The sequence below is a fragment of the Peribacillus loiseleuriae genome, from assembly GCF_001183985.1.
In the GTDB taxonomy this organism is placed as follows: domain Bacteria; phylum Bacillota; class Bacilli; order Bacillales; family DSM-1321; genus Peribacillus; species Peribacillus loiseleuriae.
Genome location: NZ_LFZW01000001.1, coordinates 4,079,762 through 4,093,250, shown reverse-complemented (window position 1 = coordinate 4,093,250; position 13,489 = coordinate 4,079,762). Strand labels below are relative to the sequence as shown.

The following is a 13,489-nucleotide window of genomic DNA, read 5'->3' as shown; positions in this document are numbered from 1 at the left end:
GAGGAGAGGAGCCGTGTGCGTAAATAGCGCAAGCACGGTTCTGTGAGGGGGGAGGAACACAATCTACCGCAAGGTAGAGAGGTTCCCTTCTACTCGACTAATGCCCTATTCGTTTTCTGTTTGGAAAATTAACTTTAACCCTTTAACGTATAAGTAATAACTAGGATAGGTTTCGAAAATTTAGTCGTATCCTAGGAAAAGAAATATAGCAAGCTAGTGAATCAATTTTACGGGTATTTCTTGAATAAAGGTTATAGTGAATGAGGAAAAATACAGTGATTCCGCATGATATTATAAGGAAGAATGTAAAAGATGGACTTTATGCAACAGAGGTGAAAACGTGAATATTTTAACTTTTACACAAGAGATTTTAGACTATATAGATAACTTTTTAATTTTAAAATTAATATTATTGGGATTAGTGTTAATGATCCTTTCCTATATCATAAACCGAACGGTGGCATGGTTTTTCGGAAAATCTACATTTTTTGAAGAAGAAATTGAAAAGACGATACAAAGTGTCATTCGTTCAACATTAAGATATGGATTCACGACAGTCTTTATTATCTACTTGATTGGACAATTCATCGATTTAAAAGGATTACTTGCTGGGGCGGGGATTATTGGGGTAATTATTGGTTTTGCGGCACAGCAAATGTTAAAGGATATTTTACTTGGAGTCACTCGATTATCTGATAATGAATTTCGCGTTGGCAACTTTGTCACATTTAATGGAACAAGTTCAGGTACTGTCGAAGAAATTGGCATTCGATTTATGCAGATCCGCGAGTGGTCGGGTAAGCTGCTCACGATTCCTCACGGAGAAATTAGGACGATTCAGAATTATAATAAAGGAAGAATGCGGGTAATAGAAAGGGTTACGGTAAGTTACCAAGAAGACCCAAGAAGAATGGAGCTCCTGTTAGAAGAAGTGTGTAAAGTTTGTAATGAAAAGTATCATCAAAGTTTATTGCGATTAGAGGATGGGGAGCCTGAACAGGATTTTCGGTATATTGGGGTTACCAATTTAAATCCAAATCAAAAGTATCTCGGCTATGAGCTTTGTATCGTAGGCTTGGTGAACCCTGAGGACTACTTCCAAACTTCACGAAATGTAAGATTCGAACTTATGTCTGTTTTTTATGATAATGAGGTACAGATGCCGGCAGCAAATTTAATGATGCGACCAGAGAAAAGTGAAGGACAATCATTGCGAGCAAATGAGTGAATGAATAGAATGACCGTGCAATCCTTGCTTTAAAGTAGCTACCAAAAACCTTCTTATATTCTCTTGAAAAAAATGTATTTAGATTATTATAGGGTGTACTAGGCATCGAATCCTCACTAGATATAAGAAGAACCGGGCAACTTTTGCCCGGTTCTTCTTACGGATAAGGATCCTTCTATTTTTAGAGGGGGAAGCAGTCCTTATTTAGTCTGTTTTTGGAAAATATCCGCGATATCATCTAGCATTAAGTTAGCAGCTAGAACACCGCCTGCAGTATTCCAAACGGCGTCACTGACTTCATGAACATTTCCCGTTTTTACAGCATTTAAATTTTTCCAAAGTGGATCATTTGTCCATTCTTTTGCTGTATCGAGTGCTGCTTGATCACCTTTTGGCGTATAAGTGAAATAGAATAGAACATCTCCATCCATTTTTGGAATGACTTCTTTTCCTACCTCTATAGCAAGATTACCAAGCTTGTTATCAGCAGCGAAAAGCTCTGCTTGCGGTTGAGCTCGTTTAAATCCTAATTGATTGAAAATCACACCTGAAAATGAATCCGTATAATAAATCCGAGATTTTCCAGCCATAAAACGAACAACGGATACTTCTTGATTGACTTGATCACCAAGTTTTTGTTTTACATCGTCTACGTGTGCATCAAATTGGCTTAATACTACTTTCCCTTTTTCTTCAAGGTTCAAAGCTTTTGCATATAATGAGAAGTTTTCTTTCCAATCGCCTCTTAATGTCTCGGAAAAAACAGTAGGAGCAATGGCACTTAATTGATCGTATACAGCTTCTTGACGCATTTTCGTTCCGATAATTAGATCAGGTTTTAACGATGCAATCTTTTCTAAATTTACTTCACTTTCCGTACCTACTACGCTAACGCCTTGCATCTTATCTTTAATATGGTCATACCAAGGATCTCCTGTCCAAGATTGAACAGCACCCACAGGTGTTACTCCTAATGCAAGAAGAGCTTCAGTCCCTTCATTTGAAAGAACGACTACTTTTTTAGGTGTTTGATCTAAAGTAGTTGATCCCATTGCATGTTCAATTGTATAGCTAGTGTCTTCCGTTTTGTTTCCTTCATCTTTTGGTTTTACAGCTTTTTCATCCGTATTATTTCCACATGCAGCCAATAAGAACATGGTCATGATAGAAATTATGGTGAATAGGAATTTAACAGATTTCAATTTGTGACGCCTCCATAATGATAATCATTTTCATTTATAACGTTATACTAAAACGTTTTTGAGGACATGTCAATAACTAATTGATAATGATTTTCATATTCGTTGACAATGAAAAAATTATACAATAGACTTGAAATTACTTATTTAAAATTATGTGTTTGAAAGGTTATTTGTTATGTTACTAAAGAATAATAGCCAAAGATTATTTGGCCTGATAATTGCCATTGTTTTATTAATCCTATTAATGTGTGCAAGCATTGTTTACGGGTACACGGATACTACATGGAAAATGGTATTGGATGCGTTCCGAAATAATAATGGTTCAAATGAGCACATCGTAATCGAAACAGTGAGATTGCCTCGAGCTTTAATCGCGGCAGCTGTCGGTAGCAGTTTAGCAATCGCTGGTGCACTCATGCAAACTCTTACGAAAAACCCTCTCGCTTCACCAGCAACGTTTGGCGTGAATGCAGGTGCAGGATTTGCTGTTGTACTTGCCGTAACTTTTTTCTCAATCGGAAATCTTCAAGCGTTCACATGGATTTCCTTTTTAGGTGCCGCAATAGCAGCGATTGGAGTCTATGCCATAGGTTCTGTTGGCAGAGAAGGGCTTACACCAATGAAGCTAACCTTAGCAGGCGCTGCCATGACTGCCATGTTTGCTTCATTTACCCAAGGATTTCTTGTCATCAATGAGGCTGCTTTTGAACAAGTTTTATATTGGTTAGCAGGATCTGTTGAAGGAAGAAAAATGACGGTTCTAACTGCTGTACTCCCATATTTAGTGATTAGTTGGCTAGGGTCAATCATTATGGCATCAAAGTTGAATGTCTTGTCGATGGGAGAAGATGTAGCAAAAGGACTAGGTTTAAACACTGGCTTCTTAAAAATATGTGCTGCTATCATTATCATTTTTTTAGCAGGTGGTTCAGTAGCCATTGCGGGTCCAGTTGGGTTTATTGGTATTGTTATTCCACATGTAGCTAGATCGATTATTGGTATTGATCATCGTTGGGTGATCCCTTTCTCTGGTATTCTAGGTGGAATCCTTTTACTTGTAGCGGATATATTGGCAAGATATATTATCATGCCACAGGAAGTTCCTGTTGGAGTGATGACTGCCATTATTGGAACTCCATTCTTTATCTACATTGTAAGAAAGGGGTTTAATGCACGATGAGTGAATATAGAGGTTTTCGGATATTCAAAGGTAAAGTTTCGTTTCTAATCGATAAAAGAGCAACTGTTATTTTAACGATTTTGCTTTTATTAGCTGCTGTCATTTTCTTATGGAGCACAGGGCTAGGTGATATGAAAATAAGCCCATTGACTGTTTTGAAGGTGCTTTTTGGCGGTGGGACAGATATGGAGCAGCTTGTCATTCATGACTTTCGTTTACCAAGAATTATTGTGGCACTGATGGTAGGAATGTCACTAGCCGTTGCTGGTGGAATCCTTCAGGGAATGATTCGGAATCCTCTAGCATCTCCAGACGTTCTTGGGATTACTGGGGGAGCAGCAGTTGCTGTAGTCAGTTTTCTAGCCTTTTTTAGTGATCAAAATCATGCATTAACAGTCAGTATAAAATGGATGCCTTTAGCTGCGTTTGCTGGGGCTGGAATTATTGCGCTACTCGTTTATTTCCTCGCCTGGAAAAATGGTGTATCACCGATAAGGCTCGTCTTAATTGGGATCGGAATATCAGCTCTGATGCAGGCGTTAACGACTTTAATGATGATAGTAGGGCCTATTTATCGAGCCAGTGAAGCTAATATTTGGATTACAGGTACCGTGTATGGCTCAAATTGGACGAATGTAGCGATATTAGTTCCGTGGACCGTGATTTTTCTGCTTATTGCCTTTGTCATGGCAAGGAATATAAATGTTCTAGAACTTGGTGATGAAACGGCAACAGGTGTTGGAGGTCGTGTTCAAAGATATCGTTTCTTGTTGTTATTGATTAGTACGGCGCTAATCGGAAGTTCTGTTGCTTTTGCAGGGGGCATTGGTTTTGTAGGGTTAATGGCTCCGCATATGGCAAGAAGGCTGGTAGGTTCTGCTTTTGGAGCGTTATTACCTGTTTCGGCATTTATCGGGGGGATATTAGTCATGCTAGCTGATCTAATCGGCAGGACATTATTTTCTCCTCTTGAAATTCCAGCAGGTGTTTTCACAGCTGGAATCGGAGCACCTTACTTTATCTATTTATTGTTTAAAACGCGTAATGCATAATACATGGTACTCATTTTTTTAAAAAGGAGCGGACTTAAATGGTGCAAACGATTGAAACTCAAAATTTAACCCTTTCATATGGGGATAGCATTATCATCGATGAATTGGATCTGGAAATCCCAAAAGGTGAAATTACGGTTTTTATCGGTGGAAACGGCTGTGGAAAGTCAACACTTCTTCGCTCAATTGCCCGATTGTTAAAACCAAAATCTGGAGCTGTTTTGTTGGAAGGAAAAGCTATTTCCAAAATGTCTACGAAGGATGTGGCCAAACAAATGGCTATACTTCCTCAAACACCCGTTGCACCGGAGGGTCTTACCGTTCTTCAATTAGTTAAGCAAGGCAGATATCCTTATCAAACATGGTTAAAGCAATGGACAGAAGAAGACGAAAAACAAGTAACCAATGCTTTAAAAGCAACAGGGCTTGAAGAGTTAAAAGACCGTCCCGTTGATTCTCTTTCAGGAGGGCAACGTCAGAGGGCATGGATCGCGATGACTTTAGCTCAAGATACAGATATTGTGCTTCTTGATGAGCCAACTACATATCTGGATATGACCCATCAAATTGAAATTCTTGATTTGCTTTTTGAATTGAATGAAAAAGAACAGCGAACGATTGTCATGGTATTACATGATTTAAATTTAGCTTGTCGGTATGCTGATAATATTGTAGCGATAAAGGATCAGAAAATATATGCGCAAGGTAAACCGGAGATTGTTATTAATTGCAGCTTAGTAAGGAATGTGTTCGGCATGGAATGTGAGATTATTACGGATCCACTTTTGGGAACGCCATTATGCATCCCATATGGAAAAGGCCGTTGTATTTTAAAAAAGGCAGGAACGATGATTGGTTCGTGAACTCTCGGATTTACAGATTAATAAGCTAAGTAAGTTGCGCCTTACGACTAGCAAAACTGATTCATCACTCTCCGTTCAAATAAAAGACCTGTTACATGAGTCGTCTCTAAAGAAATATTTGGAAATTGTTAGCAGTCGCATACAGGCTCCAAATGACAAAGTGACGGCTTCTCTTTTCGTGAAAAGATATGCATTTTTGTCGGTTATTTATCTATATGCTATGTCAGCCTGGAATGAAAAGCTGTCAATCTCATATGAAAATGTATCGATTGAAACGGATGATAACGAAACATTGTGGCTTCCGAGTTTTCGTTTTGCAAATTTGGAGACAGAAACCTTTGAAGAAGACAGAGACAAATGGAGAAAGAATTGTCTCGAATCATTATTTAAAGAACATTTCCTACCTTTAATCGATTGCCTTGCACGGACTACAAAAATATCCAGGCTAATACTATGGGAGAATATAGCCGTGTATATATACTGGCTTTATGAAACGGTATTAGTGGAAGAAGGAGTGCAAGAAGCCATCAAAAATCGTGCAAAAGATGATTTTCAATTCATCGTTTTTCAGGCTTCAGCCGATATATTCGGGAATGATCTCAAAAACCCGTTAACAAGGTATTATAATGCACGAATATATATTGAAGAACTTGGGAAAGAGGTTCGGCCAAGGAAAACATGTTGTCTCTCCCATTTAACGATAAACAAACAGTATTGTCAGACATGTCCTCATATGTGTAAATCAGGTAAATAAAAAGATCGAATAATTGAGACGGACCTAACCTATATGAAAAATGCATCCAGACTTGGATGCATTTTTTTGCCCTTCAGCCTTTTAGATCAATAGAATGACCTAGATTTGGGTGGGGAACTTGAAGCATTTCAATCATTTGAACAGCATTTTGTTGAGAAGAGTCCATCACTTTCTTAGTTAAAGCAATGCCGACATTTTGACTGAGAGAAGCTTGGCTCATCCCGATTGATAAAGCAGCGATATCCATTTATGATACACCTCCTATAAAACGTATATCGGTTAATTTGGAACAATATAAATATTAGTGCAGCATTTATGGTTAATAATGAATTCAGTTGGATATGTTAAATTTTATACTAATTTATAAATTTAACCATGAAAGGCTGATGAAACATGCTAGATGAAAAATCGATACAAATTGTTCAATCTACTGCACCTGTTTTGAAAGAACATAGTCAACAAATTGGGAAGAAATTTTACGAACTCCTATTTTCAAAAGCTCCCGATTTATATAACATCTTTAATCAAACGAATCAAAAAAGAGGTATCCAACAGGAAGCTTTAGGATATGCAGTGTATGCTGCTGGTGAGCATATTACGAATCTTGATGCGCTAAAACCGGTTATCGAAAGGATTACACAGAAGCATCGAGCGATTGGAGTTAAGGCTGAACAATATCCGATTGTCGGTGAAACATTGCTTCAAGCAGTCAAAGATGTTCTAGGTGATGTTGCTACAGATGAGATCATTGAGGCATGGGGAAAGGCATATGGATATATTGCCGATGCCTTTATTGAAATTGAAAAAAATCTTTATGAAGAAACTGAAAAACAAGCTGGCGGCTGGGAAGGATACCGAACCTTTTATGTCGATAAAAAAGCAGAAGAAAGTGAAACGGTTACTTCTTTTTATTTAAAACCCAAAGATGGAGAAAAGATTGCTTCATACTCTGCAGGGCAATATCTAACAATTAAAGCGGAAATACCGGGGGAGAAATATAGCCATATTCGCCATTACAGCCTTTCTTTGGCGCCTGGAAAGGAGTATTACCGCATTAGTGTGAAACGCGAAGATGCTCATACCGACGCTCCAGCTGGAATTGTCTCTACTTATTTACATGAGAAAGTGAAAGCGGGAGACACTTTACTCGCATCAGCGCCTGCAGGTGATTTCGTCCTACAGAACAACGAGCGACCAGTTGTCCTAATCAGTGGTGGAATCGGCATTACACCATTGCTAAGTATGTTAAATACGATCATTGAAGAACAGCCGCAACGTGAAGTGACGTTTATTCACGCAACTGTCAACAGTCAAACACATGCCTTTAAAGATCATGTCTCTCAATTAGTGAAAGAGCATTCGAATCTTAAATCAGTGATATGTTATTCTTCACCAACTGAAGACGATCGAACGTCCGGTCATTTCGATAAAGAAGGCTTTGTAGATATGAACGTATTGCAAACAAACCTTCCATCAAAAAAAGCGGATTTTTACTTTTGCGGGCCGATTCCTTTTATGCAAGTTATAAATCAAGCGCTAAACCAATTGGAAATACCAAAAGAACAGATTCATTTCGAGGTATTTAGTCCAATCGCTATGTTAGACGAATAATTATCGTAAGATTGTCAATTTCTGAGTTGCCTTTAAGGTGCTCTTTTTTTATTTCCACAAGTGTATAAGGAACTATTTTGAAAAAATAGCTATTAATAACACTAACCTTCAGCCGATAAATAGAGGGTACTATATATTAAAGGAGTTAAACATCATAAGGCTGAGAAATACAGTATTAAAGTGAATGCGGGTAAAAAGGTTGTCGATATGTTTGTGGGAGGATCGTTTACTCCTATAGATGTTCAAAATTTTGTAAAAGACTATCAAAAAATAGTTGCATCGGTTGACGTGTCGTCTTACCAATTAATCATTGATTGCACAAAAATGGATTTGTTGACACAGGATATGGTTCCTAGTTTGGAAAATTTCTACAGGATGTACAAAGAGTCGGGGTTTGAAAAAGTCATTTTCACTATTAAAGAGAATGCGATTTTGAAAATGCAATTATCTCGATTAGCTCGAAATACAGGGCTTACAAATACGGAAGTTGTTAACGTATAATAAAATATGAGGAGGTTGTCTCAAAAAGGGTCTTTACTTTGGGGCAACCTCTTTTTCTATGAATTTCAATTCTGTTAATGAGGAGACTATAGTAAAATGATGAACATTGCGATTAAACAAGTAGCTATTTATCATCCTAAGAATTTGATTAGCAATGAAGTGTATATCAAGCATTTCCGGGAAAAGGGAAAAGATATTGAACGCTTTTTAGAAGTTATGGGAAGAGAATTCCGCTATGTGATCAATGATGATGAGGAAAATGGCTTTACAATGGGAGTAGAAGCAGCAAAAAGAGCTCTACAAAAAGCTAACTTTTCTGGCAAGGATATAGACCTTATTGTATTTAGTACACAGGTTCCGGAAACGACTTTCCCAACCAATGCCCTTTTATTACATGATGCGATTCAGGCTGGTAAGCATACGATCGTTTTGGACTCGAATGCGAATTGTGCAGGCATGACAGTAGCGGTGGAACAGGCAAGTCGATATATGCAGGCTAATCCTCATGTAAAAACAGCTTTAATTGTCGGTTCTGATTATAATACATTGATAAGTAATCCAGAAGATGAAATTACATATGCTAATTATGGAGATGCTGCCGCTGCTGTGATTTTGGAAAAAACGGATGAGGATTGTGGATTTCAAGATGCAATTTATTTTACTGATTCAGTAAATCGGGAAAAAATTATGTATCCAGCAAAAGGATTATCGCATACCTTGCGTGGCAATGGTGATGATAAATACATACAATGGCTACCGTTTGATGGGAATATGGCCATGCCACCAACGTATGAAATGTTGGAAGTCCTGTTAGAGAGGAATCAGCTTACCGCCCGTGACATTCACGCCTTTTGCTTCTCACAATTTGCCTTGGTGAATATTTTGAAAATCCGGAAGCGGTTTCAGATTGCTGACAGCCAAGTTATCTATGTTGGAGATCGATTTGGATATACGGGCACAAGCAGTCCTTTCATCGCTTTACATGAAGGGATTGAATCTGGACGGATTAAACGAGGCGACTACGTAGTGTTTTGGACAATTGGTTCAGGCTATCAATTAGTTGCTATGTTATTTAAATATTAATGTGCAGGAAAATAAATCATCTAATTTTCATTAGGTGGTCTATTTTTGTATGGTTCTTAATCGATATATTCAAATGATTATCTAATGGAGTCCAAATTAATAAATCATGAACTTTTCCATAAAAGATACAATCACAAACCTAAATATTCATATATTTAAAAAATAAAAAATGGTAAACCAAGTTTAACAAGTTGTAAAACCCCTAAGTCAATTTTTAGGAGAGAAACAGGAGGAAATGTAAATGGGTAAACAGCATGTAAATCTCCGATTGGTGAAACTAACCGTCAGTGGGGAATAAAAACTCTCCCACTGATGAAGTTTCACTTTATTTTTAATGAAACATTTGTGCAAATAGATTATAATATAGATGCGTCCTTTAAATGGGAAGGTAAGCTAAAAATAGACCTTTTTAGCCAAGGTTTACTATTTTTAATTAGGTGATTTTAAAATAAAACCTTTAACGTTTTAATGGTTTTATTAAAGGTATTTTTTAAAGTTTACTGGAAATGGTAAGCATAGAAGTATTATTTATTCACCCGAATTTATATGTTTGTCGTAAATTTTTTGCGGCCGACGTAAGACTTAATTAATCAGATGTAACTTATTCGTCTTATACTTGTCGACGACTACGGGTGACTTATGCTATTCTTAAACCATATTAGTATTTGTGTTATGTTTCACGAACTCTAAAAAATCCCGATCGATTTGAGAGTTCTTACAAATGGGGTCCCTTTTGCCCCAAACATTAAAAGCTAAATTGCTTATAGTAAAGGAGAATTGGATATGTCAGAAACAATCGCTAAAGAACAAGAAACAAAGAAGTTGTCTGCTACCCAAGAACAACTTGATATCCTTGATCAGCTTTTAAAACCAGAGGTTCAAGAATCTTTGAACGCCTTAGTAGAGCAACTTCCGAAATTAACGGAAATTGTTAATATTTTGACGAAATCTTATGATTATGCTCAATTAGTAGCTACTGACGAGATCTTAAAAAATGATACGGTTGGAGCAATTAAAGAAGTTGCAGGACCTGTAGTTGGTTCAGTAAAATCACTTGCACAAACTGCTATTGAAGCAAAAGACCGTGCAGACCAAAGCAAAGATGTAGTTGGTCTATTTGGACTGTTAAAAATGCTAAAAGATCCACAAGCACAGAAACTATTCCGTTTCGCTAATGCGTTCCTTGAAGTTAATGCACAACGTAATCAAAAGTAATTTATTAAACATATGAAAAAGTAAGGACGGAGGATACACGATGTCAATTTCAAAACATATTGTTATCTTAGGTGCAGGTTACGGCGGGCTACTTACTGCTTTAACTGTTCGTAAATATCTAAGTAAAGCTGAAGCAGAGGTAACTGTTATCAATCAGTTTCCCACGCACCAAATCATCACTGAATTACACCGTTTAGCAGCACATAATGTTGCTGAAGAAGCGGTTGCAATGCCATTGGACAAACTTCTAAAAGGCAAAGATATCGATCTTAAAATTGCAAAAGTTGAATCATTTTCTGCAGACAATAAAGAAGTGAAATTATCAAATGGTGCTACTTTATCATATGATGCTCTAGTTGTCGCTTTGGGAAGTGTAACGGCATACTTCGGTATCCCAGGACTAGAAGAACACAGCATGGTATTAAAATCAGCAAATGATGCTAACAAAATTTACGCACATGTTGAAGAACGCATTCGTGAGTATGCAAAATCTAAAAATGAAGCAGATGCAACCATTGTAATTGGTGGCGGTGGACTAACTGGTGTTGAACTAGTTGGCGAACTTGCAGATATTATGCCTGAGCTTGCGAAAAGCCATGGTGTAGATCCGAAAGAAATTAAATTAAAGCTAGTAGAAGCAGGTCCAAAAATCTTGCCTGTACTTCCAGACAATTTAATTGAACGTGCAACAACAAGCTTAGAAGCACGCGGAGTTACATTCTTAACAGGTCTTCCTGTAACAAATGTTACTGGTAATGAGATTGATTTGAAAGATGGTCAAAAAATCATTGCAAATACATTCGTTTGGACAGGCGGCGTACAAGGGAATCCACTAGTTGGTCAGTCTGGACTTGCAGTCGATCGTGGCCGTGCGACAGTTAATGAGTATCTACAATCTTCTTCTCACTCAGACGTATTTGTTGTCGGTGACAGTGCTGTTGCCTTCCCTGAAGAAGGTGGTCGTCCATACGCACCAACTGCACAAAATGCTTGGCAAATGGGTGAATTAGTAGGATATAACTTATTCGCATATTTACAAGATGCAACGTTTGAGAAATTTGCACCAATTAATTCTGGCACACTTGCAAGCCTTGGCCGCAAAGACGGTGTTGCAACAATCGGTGGCAACGATATTCCACTTAAAGGTCTTCCGGCTACATTAATGAAAGAAGCAAGTAACATTCGTTACCTTGCACATATTAAAGCTTTGTATAGCTTAGCTTATTAATTTAATCGGTAGAAAACCCATTGATGCTTATTTTAAAATAGGCAACGATGGGTTTTTTTCTTTTGAAATAGAATTTTTACCAATTAAATGAAAGTGGCAATCTTCTTCAAAAAATTCTTACTCTCCCTTCTTCTATAAAAATAGAGGAGTTTTCAAAGCGTATGTAGTATGTAACATAATGTAGGAAGCGTTTTCAAAACAAGGAGGATGAAGAATGAAGAAGAAATTGATACTGTCGTTCTTAGTAGTGTTTTCCCTTATTTTGTCTGCATGTAGCTCAAATTCTAGCTCTACTGGAGGGAAAGAGGAAAGTAAAGGCAAGCTTGATATCTTCAGTTGGTGGACGGGCGCTGGGGAGGAAGATGGTTTGAAAGCGCTTATTGCCCTATTTGAAGAAAAATATCCCGATATACCCATTGAAAATGCAGCTGTTGCGGGTGGTGCTGGAACCAATGCGAAGGCTGTGCTTGCGAGCAGGATGCAAGGGAATGATCCACCCGCAACTTTCCAGGTTCATGGCGGTTCAGAGTTGAATGATAGCTGGGTGGCAGCGGATAAAATGGAAAATTTAAATGAACTTTATAAAGAAGAAGGCTGGAATGACAAGTTCCCGAAAGAGTTAATTGATCTCGTCAGTAAGGACGGAAACATTTACTCTGTACCGGTAAATATTCATCGCAGTAATGTTCTTTGGTACAACAAAAAAATATTTGATGAGAATGGATTAAAAGCTCCAACTACTTTTACCGAGTTTTTTTACGTGGCAGATGCTTTGAAAGCAAAAGGAATTACTCCACTCGCTTTAGGAGATAAAGAACCTTGGACAGCTACCCACTTATTTGAAACCATTTTACTTGGGGTGCTAGGACCGGAAGATTACAAGAAGATTTGGACAGGTGACATTGCTTTAGATGACGTAAAGGTGATGGAAGCAGCCGAGGTATTTAAAAAGATGCTCACCTATGTGAATGAAGACCACAGCTCTCGCAATTGGCAGGATGCTTCTCAGCTTGTTGGGAATGGAGAGGCAGCTATGAATGTAATGGGAGATTGGGCAAAAGGATACTTTGTTAATGATTTAAAGCTTGTTGTAAATGAAGATTTTGGCTATATCCCAACACCTGAGACAGCTGGCGACTTCATGGTTATTACCGATACATTCGGTCTTCCAAAGGGTTTGAAAAATGGGGACGACGTGAAAAAATTCTTGGGTGTATTAGGATCTGTTGAAGGGCAAGATGCATTTAACCCATTGAAAGGTTCGATTCCTGCACGGATCGATTCAGATGTGTCTAAGTATGATCAATATGGAAAAGATACGATTGAAGATTTTAAAACAGCAAACCTTACCCCTAGCTTAGCGCACGGATCTGCTGCTCCAGAAGGCTTTGTTACGAAAGTGAACCAAGCTGTCAACATCTTTGTCACACAAGGAGATGTCAAACAATTTATTGGTTCCCTGAAATCAGCAGGATCTGAACTTAAATAGTTGACACAGGTCCCTCATCAAGTTATCGGATGAGGGACCTTTTCTTAAAGGGAGGTCATAGCAGTGGAAACCGTCAAACCTAC

13 protein-coding genes are annotated in these 13,489 nt (G+C 37.9%); 11 read left to right on the top strand and 2 right to left on the bottom strand.

Annotation, left to right across the window (positions count from 1 at the left end; all coding sequences use genetic code 11):
* The first annotated feature begins 340 nt into the window (after positions 1 to 340).
* The gene (locus AC625_RS18885) at positions 341 to 1,228 is read left to right on the top strand and encodes a mechanosensitive ion channel family protein (RefSeq protein ID WP_049682701.1); all 888 of its coding nucleotides are present in this window, start codon (positions 341 to 343) and stop codon (positions 1,226 to 1,228) included.
* A 200-nt stretch (positions 1,229 to 1,428) separates the two neighbouring features.
* On the opposite strand, the gene AC625_RS18880 is transcribed toward AC625_RS18885, so the two are convergent.
* On the bottom strand, positions 1,429 to 2,391 hold the full coding sequence (locus AC625_RS18880) for an ABC transporter substrate-binding protein (protein ID WP_049683818.1): 963 nt from the start codon (positions 2,389 to 2,391) through the stop codon (positions 1,429 to 1,431).
* A gap of 214 nt (positions 2,392 to 2,605) precedes the next feature.
* Here AC625_RS18880 and AC625_RS18875 point away from each other — a divergent pair, with 214 nt between their 5' ends.
* From AC625_RS18875 to AC625_RS18860, 4 genes are read left to right on the top strand one after another with little or no spacing between them, the layout of a single operon-like run.
* Positions 2,606 to 3,610: a FecCD family ABC transporter permease gene (locus AC625_RS18875; RefSeq protein WP_049682700.1), complete on the top strand. Its 1,005-nt coding sequence runs from the start codon at positions 2,606 to 2,608 to the stop codon at positions 3,608 to 3,610.
* Positions 3,607 to 4,662 (top strand): FecCD family ABC transporter permease, encoded by a 1,056-nt coding sequence (locus AC625_RS18870; protein ID WP_049682699.1) that lies wholly within the window; start codon positions 3,607 to 3,609, stop codon positions 4,660 to 4,662. Before AC625_RS18875 ends, AC625_RS18870 begins: the two co-directional genes overlap by 4 nt.
* A gap of 38 nt (positions 4,663 to 4,700) precedes the next feature.
* Positions 4,701 to 5,525, top strand: coding sequence for an ABC transporter ATP-binding protein (locus tag AC625_RS18865; RefSeq protein ID WP_049682698.1), 825 nt, complete (start codon positions 4,701 to 4,703; stop codon positions 5,523 to 5,525).
* Complete coding sequence (locus AC625_RS18860; protein ID WP_049682697.1) at positions 5,515 to 6,279, top strand: IucA/IucC family C-terminal-domain containing protein; 765 nt, start codon at positions 5,515 to 5,517, stop codon at positions 6,277 to 6,279. The genes AC625_RS18865 and AC625_RS18860 overlap by 11 nt, the downstream gene beginning before the upstream one ends.
* 73 nt (positions 6,280 to 6,352) lie before the next feature.
* Here the strand turns inward: AC625_RS18860 and AC625_RS26070 are convergent, their stop codons facing one another.
* Complete coding sequence (locus AC625_RS26070) at positions 6,353 to 6,526, bottom strand: YjfB family protein (protein ID WP_082191167.1); 174 nt, start codon at positions 6,524 to 6,526, stop codon at positions 6,353 to 6,355.
* A gap of 146 nt (positions 6,527 to 6,672) precedes the next feature.
* Between AC625_RS26070 and hmpA the strand changes: the two genes are divergently transcribed.
* The 6 genes from hmpA to AC625_RS18830 all read left to right on the top strand — a co-directional run bounded on the left by hmpA (position 6,673) and on the right by AC625_RS18830 (position 13,406).
* The gene (hmpA, locus tag AC625_RS18855) at positions 6,673 to 7,890 is read left to right on the top strand and encodes an NO-inducible flavohemoprotein (protein ID WP_049682696.1); all 1,218 of its coding nucleotides are present in this window, start codon (positions 6,673 to 6,675) and stop codon (positions 7,888 to 7,890) included.
* A gap of 207 nt (positions 7,891 to 8,097) precedes the next feature.
* Complete coding sequence (locus tag AC625_RS18850; RefSeq protein WP_180320122.1) at positions 8,098 to 8,391, top strand: hypothetical protein; 294 nt, start codon at positions 8,098 to 8,100, stop codon at positions 8,389 to 8,391.
* A gap of 96 nt (positions 8,392 to 8,487) precedes the next feature.
* On the top strand, positions 8,488 to 9,474 hold the full coding sequence (locus AC625_RS18845; protein ID WP_049682694.1) for a ketoacyl-ACP synthase III: 987 nt from the start codon (positions 8,488 to 8,490) through the stop codon (positions 9,472 to 9,474).
* A 783-nt stretch (positions 9,475 to 10,257) separates the two neighbouring features.
* Positions 10,258 to 10,689 (top strand): helical membrane plugin domain-containing protein, encoded by a 432-nt coding sequence (locus AC625_RS18840; RefSeq protein ID WP_049682693.1) that lies wholly within the window; start codon positions 10,258 to 10,260, stop codon positions 10,687 to 10,689.
* Positions 10,690 to 10,735: 46 nt separating this feature from the next.
* Positions 10,736 to 11,917: an NAD(P)/FAD-dependent oxidoreductase gene (locus AC625_RS18835; RefSeq protein WP_049683817.1), complete on the top strand. Its 1,182-nt coding sequence runs from the start codon at positions 10,736 to 10,738 to the stop codon at positions 11,915 to 11,917.
* A gap of 214 nt (positions 11,918 to 12,131) precedes the next feature.
* On the top strand, positions 12,132 to 13,406 hold the full coding sequence (locus AC625_RS18830) for an ABC transporter substrate-binding protein (protein ID WP_049682692.1): 1,275 nt from the start codon (positions 12,132 to 12,134) through the stop codon (positions 13,404 to 13,406).
* Positions 13,407 to 13,489 lie beyond the last annotated feature (83 nt).

What these genes read in the sequence shown, in the direction of transcription:
- AC625_RS18880 (WP_049683818.1), bottom strand. Translation starts at nt 2,391, where the DNA reads ATGACCATGTTCTTATTGGCTGCATGTGGAAATAATACGGATGAAAAA.
- AC625_RS18875 (WP_049682700.1), top strand. Translation starts at nt 2,606, where the DNA reads ATGTTACTAAAGAATAATAGCCAAAGATTATTTGGCCTGATAATTGCC.
- AC625_RS18870 (WP_049682699.1), top strand. Translation starts at nt 3,607, where the DNA reads ATGAGTGAATATAGAGGTTTTCGGATATTCAAAGGTAAAGTTTCGTTT.
- AC625_RS18865 (WP_049682698.1), top strand. Translation starts at nt 4,701, where the DNA reads ATGGTGCAAACGATTGAAACTCAAAATTTAACCCTTTCATATGGGGAT.
- AC625_RS26070 (WP_082191167.1), bottom strand. Translation starts at nt 6,526, where the DNA reads ATGGATATCGCTGCTTTATCAATCGGGATGAGCCAAGCTTCTCTCAGT.
- hmpA (WP_049682696.1), top strand. Translation starts at nt 6,673, where the DNA reads ATGCTAGATGAAAAATCGATACAAATTGTTCAATCTACTGCACCTGTT.
- AC625_RS18850 (WP_180320122.1), top strand. Translation starts at nt 8,098, where the DNA reads ATGTTTGTGGGAGGATCGTTTACTCCTATAGATGTTCAAAATTTTGTA.
- AC625_RS18845 (WP_049682694.1), top strand. Translation starts at nt 8,488, where the DNA reads ATGATGAACATTGCGATTAAACAAGTAGCTATTTATCATCCTAAGAAT.
- AC625_RS18840 (WP_049682693.1), top strand. Translation starts at nt 10,258, where the DNA reads ATGTCAGAAACAATCGCTAAAGAACAAGAAACAAAGAAGTTGTCTGCT.
- AC625_RS18830 (WP_049682692.1), top strand. Translation starts at nt 12,132, where the DNA reads ATGAAGAAGAAATTGATACTGTCGTTCTTAGTAGTGTTTTCCCTTATT.